10 protein-coding genes and 1 pseudogene are annotated in these 15,769 nt (G+C 48.1%); 3 read left to right on the top strand and 8 right to left on the bottom strand.

Annotated features, from left to right (window positions below; genetic code table 11):
• Positions 1 to 97: 97 nt before the first annotated feature.
• From H8S75_RS12300 to H8S75_RS12310, 3 genes are all read right to left on the bottom strand, one after another.
• Positions 98 to 1,660, bottom strand: coding sequence for an extracellular solute-binding protein (locus H8S75_RS12300; RefSeq protein ID WP_187021884.1), 1,563 nt, complete (start codon positions 1,658 to 1,660; stop codon positions 98 to 100).
• 94 nt (positions 1,661 to 1,754) lie between these two features.
• Positions 1,755 to 2,645: a carbohydrate ABC transporter permease gene (locus H8S75_RS12305; protein WP_002600741.1), complete on the bottom strand. Its 891-nt coding sequence runs from the start codon at positions 2,643 to 2,645 to the stop codon at positions 1,755 to 1,757.
• A gap of 130 nt (positions 2,646 to 2,775) precedes the next feature.
• The gene (locus tag H8S75_RS12310) at positions 2,776 to 3,702 is read right to left on the bottom strand and encodes an ABC transporter permease (RefSeq protein WP_055657343.1); all 927 of its coding nucleotides are present in this window, start codon (positions 3,700 to 3,702) and stop codon (positions 2,776 to 2,778) included.
• A gap of 233 nt (positions 3,703 to 3,935) precedes the next feature.
• Here H8S75_RS12310 and H8S75_RS12315 point away from each other — a divergent pair, with 233 nt between their 5' ends.
• Together H8S75_RS12315 and H8S75_RS12320 are read left to right on the top strand one after the other, a co-directional pair.
• A complete protein-coding gene (locus H8S75_RS12315; protein ID WP_187021885.1) occupies positions 3,936 to 6,179 on the top strand; it encodes a helix-turn-helix transcriptional regulator in 2,244 nt (747 codons plus the stop codon).
• 516 nt (positions 6,180 to 6,695) lie between these two features.
• Positions 6,696 to 6,899, top strand: a pseudogene (locus H8S75_RS12320) (HDIG domain-containing metalloprotein); the annotation flags it as partial.
• 4 nt (positions 6,900 to 6,903) lie between these two features.
• Here the strand turns inward: H8S75_RS12320 and H8S75_RS12325 are convergent.
• From H8S75_RS12325 to H8S75_RS12345, 5 genes are all read right to left on the bottom strand, one after another.
• Entirely contained in the window at positions 6,904 to 8,439 is a 1,536-nt protein-coding gene (locus tag H8S75_RS12325; protein ID WP_187021886.1) for a response regulator, read from the bottom strand.
• A complete protein-coding gene (locus H8S75_RS12330; protein WP_187021887.1) occupies positions 8,436 to 10,271 on the bottom strand; it encodes a sensor histidine kinase in 1,836 nt (611 codons plus the stop codon). Before H8S75_RS12330 ends, H8S75_RS12325 begins: the two co-directional genes overlap by 4 nt.
• Positions 10,272 to 10,791: 520 nt before the next feature.
• Entirely contained in the window at positions 10,792 to 11,646 is an 855-nt protein-coding gene (locus H8S75_RS12335) for a carbohydrate ABC transporter permease (RefSeq protein WP_034534560.1), read from the bottom strand.
• Positions 11,646 to 12,533 carry a carbohydrate ABC transporter permease gene (locus H8S75_RS12340; protein WP_187021888.1) on the bottom strand — a complete coding sequence of 296 codons (888 nt, stop codon included), beginning with the start codon at positions 12,531 to 12,533 and terminating at the stop codon, positions 11,646 to 11,648. Before H8S75_RS12340 ends, H8S75_RS12335 begins: the two co-directional genes overlap by 1 nt.
• An 84-nt stretch (positions 12,534 to 12,617) precedes the next feature.
• Positions 12,618 to 14,024, bottom strand: a complete 1,407-nt coding sequence (locus H8S75_RS12345; protein WP_187021889.1) for an ABC transporter substrate-binding protein — start codon at positions 14,022 to 14,024, stop codon at positions 12,618 to 12,620.
• 291 nt (positions 14,025 to 14,315) lie between these two features.
• Here H8S75_RS12345 and H8S75_RS12350 point away from each other — a divergent pair, with 291 nt between their 5' ends.
• The gene (locus H8S75_RS12350; protein WP_187021890.1) at positions 14,316 to 15,305 is read left to right on the top strand and encodes a serine hydrolase domain-containing protein; all 990 of its coding nucleotides are present in this window, start codon (positions 14,316 to 14,318) and stop codon (positions 15,303 to 15,305) included.
• Positions 15,306 to 15,769: the final 464 nt, after the last annotated feature.

Below are 15,769 nucleotides of genomic sequence, written 5' to 3' on the forward strand. Positions count from 1 at the left end.
GCGTTAAACCGGACCATGATTGATTGTCCACTTTTCGCTCCCGCCTTTTATTTGCTTTTCCGGCTTGTTCGCCGGTCATATCATCTGCCCTTCCGGCTTACTTCCCGGTCATTTTATCTGCTTCCGTCTGCATGAATTCCAGGATCTTATCGAGTCCTGCCGCCTTCTGACTCTCTATATACTTATTGACGGCTGCATCCACATCATTATTTTCCACAATGCCTGCCAGGAGCAGCTTGCCCTGCTCGTCGTATAACTGGTCTCTCTGCGCCAGCTCTGTCTTGATGCTGCTGGTGTCAGGGTTAAAGCCTGTCAGTGGAGATACGACAAGGCTGTCCTTTTCAAGCCATTCATTTTCCATCTCCAGCGCCTTTGGTGTGATCATTCCCGATGGCTTATCAAACTGGCCTCTGACAAACGGCCAGCAGAACCAGCCCAGGAATGTGGAATTTGCTGCATCCTGGCCTTCCGGATACTGGATGGAGCCGTCTTCGCCCTTTACGTATGTTTCCCCCTCAATTCCATACATGAATAAATCATATGCATCCTCATCCGTGTTTAACAGTTCCAGGAGCATCAGAAGCCGTTCCGGGTTGGCCGCATTCTTGTTGACTGCAAATGCATTGTTTAACGGGGAATCATAGCGGTACTTTCCGTCCGGATAAATTTCTGCATATCCCAGTTCTGCATTTGGAATGTTGAATACAACGCCCTGCATGGCATTCTCGTGAAGTCCCACCTTTGCAAATGTCTTGCCGTTCTCAAACATCTTAGTATCGGTCTCGGAAAGCTCATTTTTCGATACGATGCCCTCGTTATACCACTTATTCATCCAGGTGACTGCCTCTTTAAACATGGCCGTCTCTTCCACAGCCTTAAGTACCGGCTTTTCTTCGTTAAAATCAAAAGTCAGGGTGTGATAATTCATGTTATCCATTTCATATTTTGCATGAAGTACAGCCAGAACATCGCTGTATGTATTACCTCTCGGGAAACCTGATTCGAATATCGTAATATCCGGTACCTTTGCCTTGGCCTCTGTCAGCATGGCATCCAGATCCTCGATCGTCTCAAGCCTGGAGGTATCGACTCCGTACTGATCCGCCAGATCCTTCCGGTAAAGAAGAATCGCTTTGGAGCTCTTCTTTTTCGTCCACGGCATGGCCACCAGCTGGCCGTCGATGCTGCATGCGGTCATAGAGCCATTTTCCTGATACGTCGCATAGAGTGACGGCGCATACTGCTGCATGAAATCATTTAACGGCATCAGACCGCCCTTGTTGGACATCTTATTATAGAGCATCCAGTCAGAAACATACATTCCATCAAAATCATCTCCGCCTGCGACCAGGGAGGTCATCTTATCCTCGTAATCGCCGAACGGCACGTAATTGAACTCTATCTTATCAATATTCAGTTTGTCTCTATACGTTTCGCAAAATTTGTCCAGTACCTCCTCCTGCGCCTGATACTTATCGCTGCAGGACCAAAGCTTCAGCGTCACTGGTTTTAAATCCGCGGGAGTCTCTCCCGCCTCTGTCTTTGCCGCGGTGCTTCCCTGTGTCTCCTGCGTTTGTGACCCGCATCCTGCAAGTCCTGTCATGCACAGCACAGCGGCCAGTGCAATCGATAATGCCTTTGTACCTGTTCTTTTTTTCATTGTAACCTCTCTCCTTTTGATTATTATATATTTTTTTGTTGCGCATTGCAAAAACATCTGTATCATTTTGCGGTGATGCCTCTGTCAGGTATTCTCACCCTTTTACAGCCCCTACCATAATGCCTTTTACAAAATACTTCTGTACAAACGGATAGACCAGAATAATCGGACCGATGGTGGCGATACAGGTCGCCATCTTGATTCCCTCCGATGGTATGCTCCCCGCCGCCTGTGTGATCGCGTTGACATTGGAGGAGGAGCTTAAGAACTGAATATTGGAGGTGATCGTTCGCAGGAGCAGCTGCAGCGGCTGTAAATCCGTGTTGTCGATCAGCATGATCCCCAGCCACCAGTCATTCCAGTAGTTTAAGCTGATAAACAGGCTGATGGTGGCGATAACCGGTTTCGCCAAAGGCAGAATAATCTGGAAAAAGATTCGGTATTCCGACGCTCCGTCGATTTTCGCAGACTCCACCAGTTCCGCCGGAATGCTCCGGTAATAGTTTCTCGTCAGGAAAATATACCAGGCATTAGCCAGATACGGCAGAATCAGGGCCCATACGGAATCCTTCAGATGAAGCATATTCCGGCAGACGATAAACCACGGCACCATTCCTCCATTGAACAGCATGGTAAACAAGACGAAGAAATTGAGAGCCCTGTGATACTTCACGCGGTCCTGGGAAATGGGGTATGCAGCCAGCGTAATCACCGCAACACTCAGAATCGTTCCCACCACAGTTACAAAAATAGAAATCTTATATCCATTTAAGATTCTTCCCGCGTCCGCCAGAAGGATCTTATACGCCGTAAAATCGATCCGCCTTGGAAACAGCGAGTATCCGTATGATATAATATCAGCTTCCGGCGTCAGTGAGCTGACCAGAACCAGCCAGAACGGCACGATACAGATGAGTGCGCTGACCGCCAGCAGAATGCTGATGGGGAAATTTTTCCATGACAGTTTTTTTCCTTGTTTCATCATTTTCTCCTCCCTTGCTATGAGCACTTAGCGCCTGTCTTTTAGGCGCTTACGTGCGATGCATGTCATCTCCACTCAGCGTGCCCCGCTTCATCGGGCATGGCGAGGTTTTCCACGAACCTAGTGGAGTGACTTAAAACAGTGCTCCGTCAGGATTGTGCTTTCTTGCCAGACGGTTCATAAAAAGCAGGATTGCCGTGGACAGCACCGACTGGTAAAGCCCTGCGGCCGACGACATCCCCACGTCTCCGTTGAGCCTTAAGTTACGGTAAATGAACGTATCCAGCACATCCGTGGTGGAATAGAGCTGCGCGTTATTTCCAATCATGGAGTAGAACATTCCGAAATCCGCGTTCATGATTTTGCCGCAGTTCAGCAGAAGAAGCGTAATTGCTGTCGGCGCCAGCAGCGGCAGGCTGATGCTCTTAATCTGCTGCCATCTCGATGCACCGTCAATCTTCGCCGCCTCATAGTATGTCGTATCAATACCGCCCAATGCCGCTATGTACATGATCATGCCGTACCCTGTCATCTTCCAGACACGGAACACCACCAGGATTACGACCCACATCTTCGGATTCTCGTACCAGTTAATGGCCTCCATTCCAAACAACTTGAGCAGTGTATTCAGACTTCCGTGTTCATAGTTAAATAAGTTATAGGAAAACAGTCCTACCACAATCCAGGAAATGAAATAGGGGAGAAAGATACCAAACTGCACGGCAGATTTAAATTTCTTCATCCTCAGTTCATTAAACATCAATGCAAATCCCAGTTCAAATACCAGTCCGAATACGATAAATAACAGATTTAGCAAGATCGTATTCCATGTGGCCCTTGTCGCCGATCCCGACGAAAACAGATATTCAAAGTTTTTCGTCAGCGGTGAAATCCAGGGGCTTCCGAATATTCCGTCCGCAAAGTTAAAATCCTTAAACGCCGTTACCATACCAAACATGGGCAGATAATTAAACAGAATTAATACCGCGGCGGCCGGAAGAAACATGCTGTACAGAGCCCTGTTCTTATAAAGTTCCTTAAAAAATCCCTTTCCTTTCATATCACTTTTCTACTCCTTTCCTGCTCCCTGCATGATTTCACTATACGCTCCCAGGCATGCCTCCGTAAACTGCGGATACTCCGTAATGGCTTTAAAAAGCGGGGTTTTCAGACTTTAAAATCTAACACTTTACTCTCATTTCCAAAGATCAGCCCTCCTGATGATTGATTCCAGGGCCGCTTTTCGCTATACTGATTGAATAGAGAACAATTACGATTGGGGTAAAAAGAGATATGATAAAGAAATTGATTGGTGGCAAGAATTATTTCAGAAAGATGCTCAGCACATGCCTGCTGGTCATCTCCGTCACAATTTTCATCCTGACGGTATTTTTTTATCAGAGATACGCAGATTCTCTCTCTAAAAATCTGTATGACGGCCAGGAAAAGAATCTGGAAAAGAGCGCCCGCACCATGAACGATCTGGTCAGTGAGATATCACAGCTCTACAATACGGTCATCCTGGATTCCAGAGTTGTCGGCTTCAGCTCACTAAAGGAATTCGATCCGGCAGAGAACTATGCTACGTATCTGATTGTAAAGAAATTCTACAACATCAATCCATACGTAAGCTCCCTTTATATTTACAATGCCACAGCAGACGACGCCATAACCTGCGGCTCTTACCGTTTCAACCTCGATTACTGCTGGGAGTATTTAAAGGAGGCAAAAAAGGCTTCCGTCTTCCCTTCCCCTCTGACAGGAACGTCGGAAGAGGCCCTTACCTTCGCCTATCCGGTCTATGCGGATAATTTTGATGAGCTGAGCGGAGGCATATTCATCAATCTGGATATGAAGAAGCTCTCGGAGCACGTGCTGGGAACCGGTTCCCAGGCAGGTATGGTTCTGGGGGATAATGGTATGGTTCTGCTCTCCGACTTGACGGAAGATTTTACCTCAGATCCGGAAGCCTGCGAGGCGTTTCTCGCCTGGCCCGGTCTGACAGAGGGCGAATCCGCCAGCAGCTTAAGAACCTTTCACGGAGACGATTATTTATGCGCCTTTTACAAGGATCCCGCCCAGAATTTCACCTTTTTAAGCGGTGTCCCGTACAGTGAAATTGTCGGCCCCATGAAGGTTCAGAGAAACTTGTCTCTGGCTGTGGCAGCGGCGATCTTCCTGACTGCCATTCTGCTGCAGTATATCATTACGAAACGGCTCTACCGGCCCTTGGAGGCGATTACCGAAGAGCTCCGGGATTCCAAGTACGCCGGCGGCTCGGACATGGATGAATTCTCCCTGATCCGCCACGTCTATGAAAATGCCATCGATGAAATCAGGGAGCTGGAGGAGGAAAATGCCTTCTATCAGCCCCGTATGAAATCAGACCTGATCCGTGGTCTAATTCTGGGAAACCGCGATATCGCCCAAACGAAGGAGCTTCTGGAAAAGAATGGGTGGGAGATCCCCTTTGAAGGGATGTTTTTAGCCTGTTATTTCATAGAGAACAGTGACAGCAGCGATGTCCTTGCCCCCATTGTGCAGACCAGGATCAGCCAGCATCTTCATGAAACCTTAAGCCCCCTCTTCTACACGGAATGCGTTCCCGTCGCATCTGACCAGGTCATCTGTCTGATTAATACCATAGAGGGCATTCCCATCACCTTCGATGAACTGGTACGGCTTCTGGAGGCGGCTAAGGACGAACTTCTTACAGACAACCATCTGGTTTTAACCATCAGTCTCGACGGCGTGACCAGTGGAATTGAGGATTTGAACCGGGTGTACCGGCGCGTATTGGAGCTTAAGAACTACCGTTTCGTGCTGGGTACCAATCAGATTATCTATCCGGGGCGTGTGATGGAACTGATGCCGGAATACATGACGTATCCCGATAAGCTGGCTGATGAGATTCTCGCCTGCATGCTGCACGGAAAACAAAAGGAATTCACGGAAAATGTTCAGGAGTTCCTTTCTATTTTAAAGCAGTATTCATATCAGCCCGCCTCCCTGCTGTTTAACCGGCTGTACTTAGACCTCCTGTTCCAGATGCAGAAATTAAACGCTCCCGACAAGGACTCCTATTTATCTGCCGAGACACTCCACACTCCTGCCACTCTGACGGAAGGGGCCGGCGTCCTCCTGACCATCTTTGAATGGTACCAGGAACGGAAGGCCGCAGCCGAACAGTTAAAGGACAACAAGCATTTTGAACGGATTGAGGAAAGCAGAAAGTACATTGAAGAGCACTATAATGATTACAACTTAAGCGCCGGAATGGTGGCCGAGTACTTAGGCTATTCTACCAATTATTTTTCCAGAATCTTTAAGTCCATCACCGGCTTTTATATCAATGACTACATACGCCAGATCCGCATCGTTAAGGCTCAGGAGCTTCTGATGAACAGCGATATGACCATCACCACCATCGCCGAGGCAACCGGATTCTCCAACCCGAACTACTTTTATTCCATATTCAAAAAAGAGACAGGACTGACGCCGGCCGCATACAGGAATGCGGGGCAGAGGAATGGGTAAGGATGGGGAATGTGGAGGATGGGGGATCATCGAATATTTCACTCTGTTTTTATGTTGTATTCACTCCTATTTAATGTTATAATATTTTTGTATAATTGATTATAGAAGTCAGAGGATAGTCTGATGGTTTCCTTCGGAAATAACCGCAGGAGGACATGTAATATGAATACACTTGAAGTGTTGACATTAGTGCTGGTGATCTTTGCCGCGCTGACTTACATAGAAAATCATCAGAAAAGAAAATAGCTATCCTCTACTGGCATTAGAGGATAGCTGGTAACTATAAATTACTACAGAATCCGAAGCGCAATCATCAGACCAGAATTGTCTTTTGATTACTTCTAAGTAAATTATACACTGGGTACTTGTTTTTTTCAAGTACCCTTTTATATTTTTCTCAATCATATTAAAAAATTAATACTCATCACAGCCAAAATCCATGATAGTAGTCTCCCTCAAAGTATGGTACAATCTGTTACATAGAAAATATATAAATAAAAGGGGATACAGACATGGATCAGAGTCCTCTATGTTGCACTGGATATTGCAGAACAGGAACGTCATGTTGACTGCGACGTTCTTATAGCCGCCTGCCTGCTGCACGATATCGGACGCCAGGAGCAGTTTGAGAATCCGTCGTTATGCCATGCCGTCGCAGGCGCCGAAAAGGCCCGTAAATTTCTTCTGGAAAAGGGATTCCCTGAAAAGATTCCCTGTTGGTATCTTAACTCCCCTTCACCCGTTTCCTGTAATTGGAAGGCGTCTCTCCGTAGATTCTGGAAAACAGCTCCGAAAAGGCTCTGCTGTCCCGAAAGCCAACTTCCGACGCTATATCCGCAGTTTTTTTATCGGTGGATACCAGCAGGTTGATCGCATGTTTCATCCGCACCTTGTTTAAGTAATCCTTAAAATTCTCTCCGGAATTCTTCTTAAAAAAGCTGCTGAAATAGTAGGGATTCATATGTATTTCCCCGGCCAGCACCTCCAGGGTCAGGTTCTCGCTGTAATGCCTCTCAATATACTCTCTGGCATGGATAATATCCTTTTTCTCACTGCTCACGACCGCCTTTTTTATCCGGTCCTTATACTCCTTAAAGTATCCTTCAAACAGACCCGTAAGGCATTCATAGGACTCGCTCTGCCTTGCCTGCTCCAGAATATCCTTAAACTCCACGGGCATTCCATTAATGCCCATGGTTTCAAACCGTTCCTCTATGATACGAATCGTGCTTCCGTAGTGGAAGCAGGCGTCGTCCCTTCTTCCCTCCGAAATCAGGCACACCAGACGCCGGAAACGGGCGGCCGCATCCGTAAACACCTTTTCATCCTGGGCCACCATCCCTTCGATCATCTGATTTCTCACTTCCCGTATCTCATCGAGTGTGGCGGGCTTCTTAAAGACCGGCTCCCCGACATGCAGAACCGGAATTTTGATCTGGCTGCTGAAATAGAAATATCCAGTCATGGACAGACACGCTTCATACGCCTTCGGTATCTCTCCCATGGAGTCTACCGGATTACCCACGATAAAACCAAGCCGGCAGCGCGGAATGTGAAGCTGCACCTCTGCTTCCTCCAGGATGGAACCGAGTGTCCTTCCCGTTTCCTCCTTCTCGGGATTCTTGAGCACCATGACAATGTGCCCATTTTTTAAGAAAACAATCCCCAGATGCCGCTTTTCCAGATATTGCTCCAGAAAGCTCAATACCGAAAACTGGACCAACCTTCGCTCCTGTTTCCCCGTCTGTCTGCTGTAGAGAATTTCCGTCAGGATCGGTAAATATCTGCACTCTTCTATTTCCACCAGCTTATCGTACGCCGCCGCTGGCCCCTCTTCCTCCGGGTAATCCGGGTGCTCCGGGCCGCCGCCTTCGCCATCCGCATCATTTTTCAGCATGGTGATGCATTTCTCCAGCGTCTCCACCAGTTCCTCGCGGATAACGGGCTTCAGCAGATAGTTCACGGCGCCGTACGTCAGAGCATCCTTGGCATACTGGAAATCCTGGAACCCGCTTACGAAGATCACCTTCGTCTCAATCCCCAGCGCCTTCAGCTCTTTTAAAATATCGATACCCGTCTTCTTCGGCATATAGATATCGAGAAGCGCAATATCCGGTTTCTCTGTGAGAATCCCATCAAACGCGGCTTTCCCGTCTTCGTATTCCCCCACGATCTCGATACCCAGACGGTTAAAATCCACAAGCTTCTGTAATCCTCTTATGATCACGGGCTCATCGTCCGCCAGAATCATTTTTATCATTCCTCTTCTCCCCCTTCTTTCCACGGCATGATAATCCGAACCATGGTTCCGACCCCGGGCGTGCTGGTGATTTCAATTCCGTACGCCTCTCCGTATAAATACCGCACGCGGTCATGTACATTTTTCAGGCCAATGCTCTGCCAGTTATGTTCATTTTTAATCCCTGGCTCATTTCCATCCAGAAGCAGCTTCAGCTGTTCCAGTTCCCCGCTGCTCATACCAGCGCCATTGTCCATGACCGAGATTTCCATACGGTTCTCCACATGCTCCGCCTCGATCATCACGTGTCCTGACCCGTCCTTCGGTTTGATTCCATGGACATAGGCATTCTCCACGATCGGCTGCAGAATCAGCTTGGGGACGTGAACCTCACTGAGTCCGTTTAAATCCGCGGTAAAATGGACCTTTCCCTTGATCCGGCAGTTTAACAGATAGACATACTGCCTTATGATCTCCACCTCTTTTTCCAACGGCACCATGTCCTGCATGGGGCCAATCATATAGTGGATCTGGCTGGACAGCGCCTCGATCATCTCAGATACGACCGTATCATCCTTGTCCAGCGCCGTCATCCGGATAATTTCCAGTGTATTATAGAGGAAATGCGGATAAATCTGGGATTTCAGCGCCGTCATCTCCGCCTCCGCCTGCTTCATATGCGCCACATAGGACTGATTGATATAACTCTCCAGCTCCTTCGACATCTGATTGAACCGCTTCGACAGCACCCCAATCTCATCCCCCGAGGTTACAGGGAGGCGAACCTGAAAGTTACCGGTTTCAATCTCCGACATCTGTTCCATCATATTCCGAATCGGCTTTGTCAGACGCCTGGAAAACCACACCGAACCGCCCAGAAGCGCCGCCAGAGACGCACCGATGAACACATACATCATCGTCTGCATACGTCTGATCTTCTCATAGGCGGTCGCCGTCTTCATCGTAATAATCACCTTCAGCCCGCTGGCATTATACGGTGTATCCACGACGAACTCTTCCTTCGTCTCCTCAAACCGGACTCCCTCCGACGTCAGATTCTTCCCGATCAGTAACTCATCACTGCTGTAATAGCAATTATTTTCCCGATCGCACACATAGACCTGGTCCCTTGCATTTAGATTCAGGTTCTTAAACGCCGCCTCCATCCGCTCTAAATCCACATCGATAAACAGCGTACCGACATACTTATAATTTCCTACTGTCCCCGTTAAATCAAAGTAATTCCTGGCCAGTGTAAAGACCCAGGAATCCTGCATACGAAAATAGTCGTTCTTATGAGTCAGAATCAACATCAGATTCTTACTGTTTCTATCCAGTCCATCGAGCCCCATCCTGGCGTCAAACACCGTCTCTTCCTCCGAAGGAATATTCCGCCGCGACCGGTGAAATGCCAGCTTCTCCCCCTGAATTCCCTCTCCCGCAAAATGAGCTCCGGAAATATAACTGTCCACCGCCTGGACATTTCCCAGAAACACCATCATGCTTTTATACCGGTTGGCCTCCATGTACTCCGGATCCTCGCCTATCCCATAGATAATCCGTCTCAGATTATCATACGACATATAATTAAACTGTAACTCCCCCTCGCTGGAATAATTATAATAATAAGGCATCTTCGATACCCCATTATAGCTCTCCATCATATCAGCCAGCGACTCACTCACATAAGACGCCGCCTGAACGTAATTACTCCTCAAAGAATTACCATACTCCTTAAACATCCGGTTTACGATCACCGTCGAGAGAAAAAGCATGGGAATTAACCCCAGCGTAATAATAACGAGACAGAATTTCTGATACAGGCTCAAATTCCTTTTCCAGCGCTTCTTCATATTATTTTCTCCCCCTTACTCCCCAAAACTCTTACCCACCATTATACCATACATCCCACTTAACCTCAATTTCCACCCCATCTTCAGCCCTTCCCTCCTCACGCAGCCAGTACAACAGCCCTTCCCTCCTCACGCAGCCAGTACAACAGCCCTTCTCTCCTCGCGCAGCCAGTACAACAGCCCTTCTCTCCTCGCACAGCCAGTACACAGCCCCAGCGCTTGCGGAGAGCCCGGGGACGGCAGGAGCAGAAGATTCAGCTGCTTCCTTTTCCGAGGTACGCAGGAACTTAAGCAGGAAGGCAGGAAAAAAGGGTGGTGAAAGCAGGCCTCAAAGCCTGCTTTCAAGCGCACACGGAGGAAAAATCCTTCAGGATTTCTTCCGTAGTTTGCGCGATCCGCCCTTTTTTCCTGTCTTCCTGCTTTAGTTCCTGCCACCGAGGAAACAAGAAGCAGCTGAATCTTCTGCTCCTGCCGTCCCCGGGCTCTCCGCAAGCGTTGGGGCGTACCCCCCCCCGGCACATTACCCTTTTGCAGCCCCCGCCGTAATCCCCTTCACAAAATACTTCTGCAGCAGCACAAAGATAATGAGTGCCGGAATGATGGAACAAACCGTACCCGCAAACACAATATCCCACCGCGCCGTATACTGACCGACAAAGGAGTATACCTCAACCGTAATCGTTTTCGCCCGGTCTGAAGGAAGAACTAGATACGGCATTAAAAAGTCATTCCAGATACCGAGTCCGTTTAACACCACCATGGAAGCAGTACACGGTCCAAGAAGGGGAAATGTCACCTTCCAGAATGTCTGGAACGGATTGCAGCCATCGATCTGGGCCGCCTCCTCGATCTCTAACGGCACTCCCTTTAAAAAGCTGCAGTACAGCAGGGAGCCGAAAGCCACTGAGCCTGAGATATAACAGGCGATGGGGCCTGCCAAATTGCCGAACAGTCCAAACATCTTCATCTCTTTAAACAGCGGGAACATATAGAGATGAAATGGAATCATCATGCCCGCCAGAAAGTATGTATAGATAAATATAGTTGTCCTCGTCCTGCGCCGCTCCATCGCATAGGCCGCCATGGGAACGATAAAGACAATCAGCACTTCGGATACCAGCGTTAAAACCACACTGTGGAAAATGGCAGTCACAAAATCCGACTGGGCAAATAAATCCTGAAAGTTCTTTAAGTACAGCGTAGTTGGCAGAGACATGGGATTCTTCAGGATTTCGCCGTTGCTCTTAAATGCGGATATAATCGCAAAGAATACGGGAGCCAGGAACAGAACGGCCAGTATAATCGTTGCGGCAAAGAGAATACCGTTTCCCGGTCGTACCTTCCGTCTGCTGGCTTTAATTCCTACTTCTTTCATTATAACTGCACCTCCCTGCGTTTTAGAATGCTCTGCTGGATCGCGTTGAGAATCAGAATAATAAACAGGAGCACGATGCCGACCGCCGTTCCGAAGCCCTGCCGGCCTTCATTGAAGCCCACCTTATACAGCAGGTACACGATGGTCTCTGTCGTAAATCCGGGACCGCCGTCCGTCATGACGGATATCTGATCGAACACCTTCAGACCGTTAATCAGGGAAAGTGTCAGATTGATGGTAAATGCACCGGAGATCAGAGGCAGTGTGATTGCCTTGAAACGCTGAAGCGGTGACGCGCCGTCGATAGCCGCCGCCTCCACCACATCGGTAGGTACACTCTGCAGTGAAGCCAGGTAGATAATCATGTAGTAACCGGCGCCTTTCCATACCAGCACGACACCGACCATGATCAGAGCCAGCTTCGGATTTCCCAGCCAGTCCTGGCAATACTCGCCCATTCCCAGCGAACGGAATATCGTATTGACCGCACCGAAATTGTAGTTGTACATGATCTTCCAGATAAAGCCGGACACGATGCCGCTGATCAGTACGGGAACGTAGAAAGCGCTCCGGAAAAAATTCTTTCCCCATCTCACATTATCCACGATCAGCGCCAGAATTAACGCCATGCTGTTTTCCAGAATCGATATGAACGCGGTAAGAATTACCGTATTTTTCAGTGCATTTCCAAAACGGGCGCTGGTAAAAATCTCTTTGTAGTTTGCCAGCCCGACAAACTTGACGACCGGATTCAGTCCGTCCCATGAGGTAAAGCTGTAATAAACGCTGGCAATCGTCGGCACGATAATAAACAGCGTAAAAAACAGGAAAGCCGGTGCGATAAATCCTATTGATACGAAATCAAACTTTGCTTTTTTCTTTCCCATCTGTCCCCCATCTCCTTTCCTTTTCTTATCTAAGGGGCTGTTAGAGAACCATTCCGGCTCTGTAACACCCCCCTTTTCATCACTCTATTCCGCGTTCTTTAACGGGTTAAAGCTCTGCATGGCAACCTGCCACGTCTTGTTTAATTCCTCACATGCGGACGGAATATCCCTCTGTCCCTGAATTATTTCAATCGTTGTCTTATACATGAAATTTCTGAAATCCGGAGGAAGCTCATTTTCACCTACTCGTCCGTTCCACATAACGCTTAAATCATCAGCCGTATTGGTAGCCTCGATGACTTCCATCATGACCGGAGCGGCAGCCAGATCAGGTGTCGCAACGGTAGACGGAATGGCATTTAACTTGTCACAGTAAACCTTATAATTATCCGGTGCGTAGAAGAAACGGATGAACTCCTCAGCCGCAGCCTTCTTATTCGCATCCTTTGCGGATTCTGCGGAGATTGCCAGGCCGCCTGCTCCGCCGCCACCTACGAGACGGGTCTTTCCATCAGGGCTTGGCACCGCAAACCATCCTATCTCAAAGTTCGGATCTGCATCTGTAATCTGGGAGAACATATGAGTACCGGAATACATCATTGCCGCCATATCACTGACCAGGAATGTTGTAATCTGCGCATCCGGGGTCGATACCCAGCCATCCTGCGCATACTGGAAGATGTTCTTCATTTCTTCAAAGGTGGCAGTGATTGCCGGATCCGTAAAATCCTTTGTTCCCTCATAGCAATGTTTGATAAAATCAGTGTCCTGGCTCATAACCTGATCATTGTAAGCCTTGTAGAACCAGAATCCTACATGCCAGATATCCTGTCCGCCGATCACGAGAGGGGCCATATCCCCCTTATCCCTGATCTTCTGACAGAGTTCCATAAATTCATCGTATGTCTTCGGCTCCGTGAACCCGTTCTCATCAAAATACTTCTTATTATAAATAATTCCCTGCGTATTCTCACCGCCCAGAGGAGCCGTATACGTCTTTCCGTCAAATGCAACTGTCGTTTTAAATAAAGAAACGATATCTTCCGGCAGCGGTTCCAGCATATCGGCACGCACATAGACCGGAGTATCTCTCATTTCCATCACATCCGGGAATTCCCCGACACTTTCCTTTGTCTTTAAGAACTCGCTGTAAGCTCCGCCGTTGCCTGGCTGGATCTTCACGGTAATATCCGGATACGCCTCATTAAAGCGGTTTACAATTTCGTTCATGGAAGCTTTTGCCCCCTCGTCGCCGTCAGCAAATATAAAAGTCAACTCTGTCGGCTCCGTCACGATGGAAGCGTCTGTCCCCGCTGCCGTCGTATCTGATTCGGTCTTTGCCGCCTCCGTTTTTGCCGTCTCGGTCTTTGCCTCCGTTCCCGCCGCTGGGGCCTGTGACGCGCCGCCTGAAGAATCCTTGGAACCGCAGCCGGCCAGAAGTGTTCCCGCCATGGCTGCACATAATACAGAAGCCAGTAATCTCTTTTTCATGTTGTATCCTCCTTGCTATGAGCACTTAGCAGACGCCTTTGGGCTGCTCACGTGCAATACTTGTTTTTTCTTTCTGTCATAACTATATCAGGAAATACATTCCGAAAAAACTCTGTTTTTTAAGATATTCATGCAATTTTTAAAGATCGTTGGCCAAATTCGATAGACAACGTAACCCAATAACGATACAATAAAGACTGATATGAGACACAATACCAGGGCTGGAGCTAAAGCCCATTTCCGGACAGCACATCAACTCACAATACGCTTACAGAAAGGAAACCTTCTTCCATGAACATAGAAACACTCATAAACGCCGATTTCAGGGGCTGCATCCAGGCAGTCCGACACGGCGGGACGATATTGGAAAAGGCATACGGATTCGCCGACCTGGCCAACCGGGTGCCAAATGAACCCGACACAAAATTTGCAACCGCTTCGGCCGGAAAGGTGTTTGTGGCGGCGGGAATATTACAGCTGATCGAACGGGGACGGCTGAATTTCAGCGACCGGATCGGTGATTTACTTGACTTTGACTTAAGAGCCATCGACCGGAATATCACCGTGGAGGAGCTGCTGACCCATACCTCCGGCATACCGGACTACTTTGACGAGAGTATCATGGAGGAGTACGGGGACTTATGGAGAGATTACCCCAATTATAAGATACGCTCCAACAGGGACTTACTGCCGCTGTTCCTTGATAAACCCATGACGTATCCCCGCGGAAGCCGTTTTCAATACAACAATACCGGTTTTGTCGTGCTGGCCATAATCATGGAATCCGTGACAGGCGCCGCGTTTGATGAATACTTGAGAGACTGCCTGTTTATCCCCTGCGGCATGACCTCAACGGGATACTATGAGTTGGACCGGCTCCCGGCCAAATGCGCGTCAAACTATATCTATGATGCAGAAACGCAGACGTACCGAACCAACATATTCAGCGTTGACGCAAAAGGCACGGGTGCGGGCGGCGCATTTACGACGGTTGGCGATATCGGACGGTTCTGGGAACACCTCATGTCCGGCAAAGTGATTTCCCCGGACATGGCTGCGAATATGACTGAAAATCACAGCGGGAATGCGCGGTGCTACGGATACGGGATCTGGCTACGGGAACAAAATGGAACTTATACCCCCTATTTTCAGGGCAGTGATCCCGGAGTCAGTTTTATCTCTTCTTATAAGAGAGAAACAGGGACTGTGGTAACTCTGGTCAGCAACTATGGAGATGATGTCTGGCAGCTTCACAGAAAGTTGACAGCAGAATTGTATTAACCATACAGATATATTGACATCACCATAACAAAAGAGGAGGCGCTCCATGATACAGGAAACTATACATTTACAACAGCATAACAAGCTGATAAGCAAATTATTTGAGGATATTTTGGGGAATAAAACAGAGATTTATTTTAAAATAGAACATTTTCCCGAAGAATTTTATGAAGAGAACATATCGTCAGAAAACCGTGATAATGAGATAATCAGTTTCAGCATTCTGTCAAAAGACTTGCTTTCTTACGATCAGGCTGTCTTTCAGTACCTTGAAGAGCATGGCAGACAGGCCCCCTTCGTAATACCGTTTAGACAGCTTCCGCCTGAATTTGCGGATTATGTTTCGTCCGATGAAGATATTGAATATCATCCCTATTTTATAGAATTTCAGGTAAACGCGGCTTGTTTATCTAAGTATCAGAAGCTGTTCAGTCTGATGGACGGAATGTGGCATGGAGGATATT

The sequence above is a fragment of the Hungatella hominis genome, assembly GCF_014288005.1.
GTDB lineage: Bacteria > Bacillota > Clostridia > Lachnospirales > Lachnospiraceae > Hungatella > Hungatella effluvii.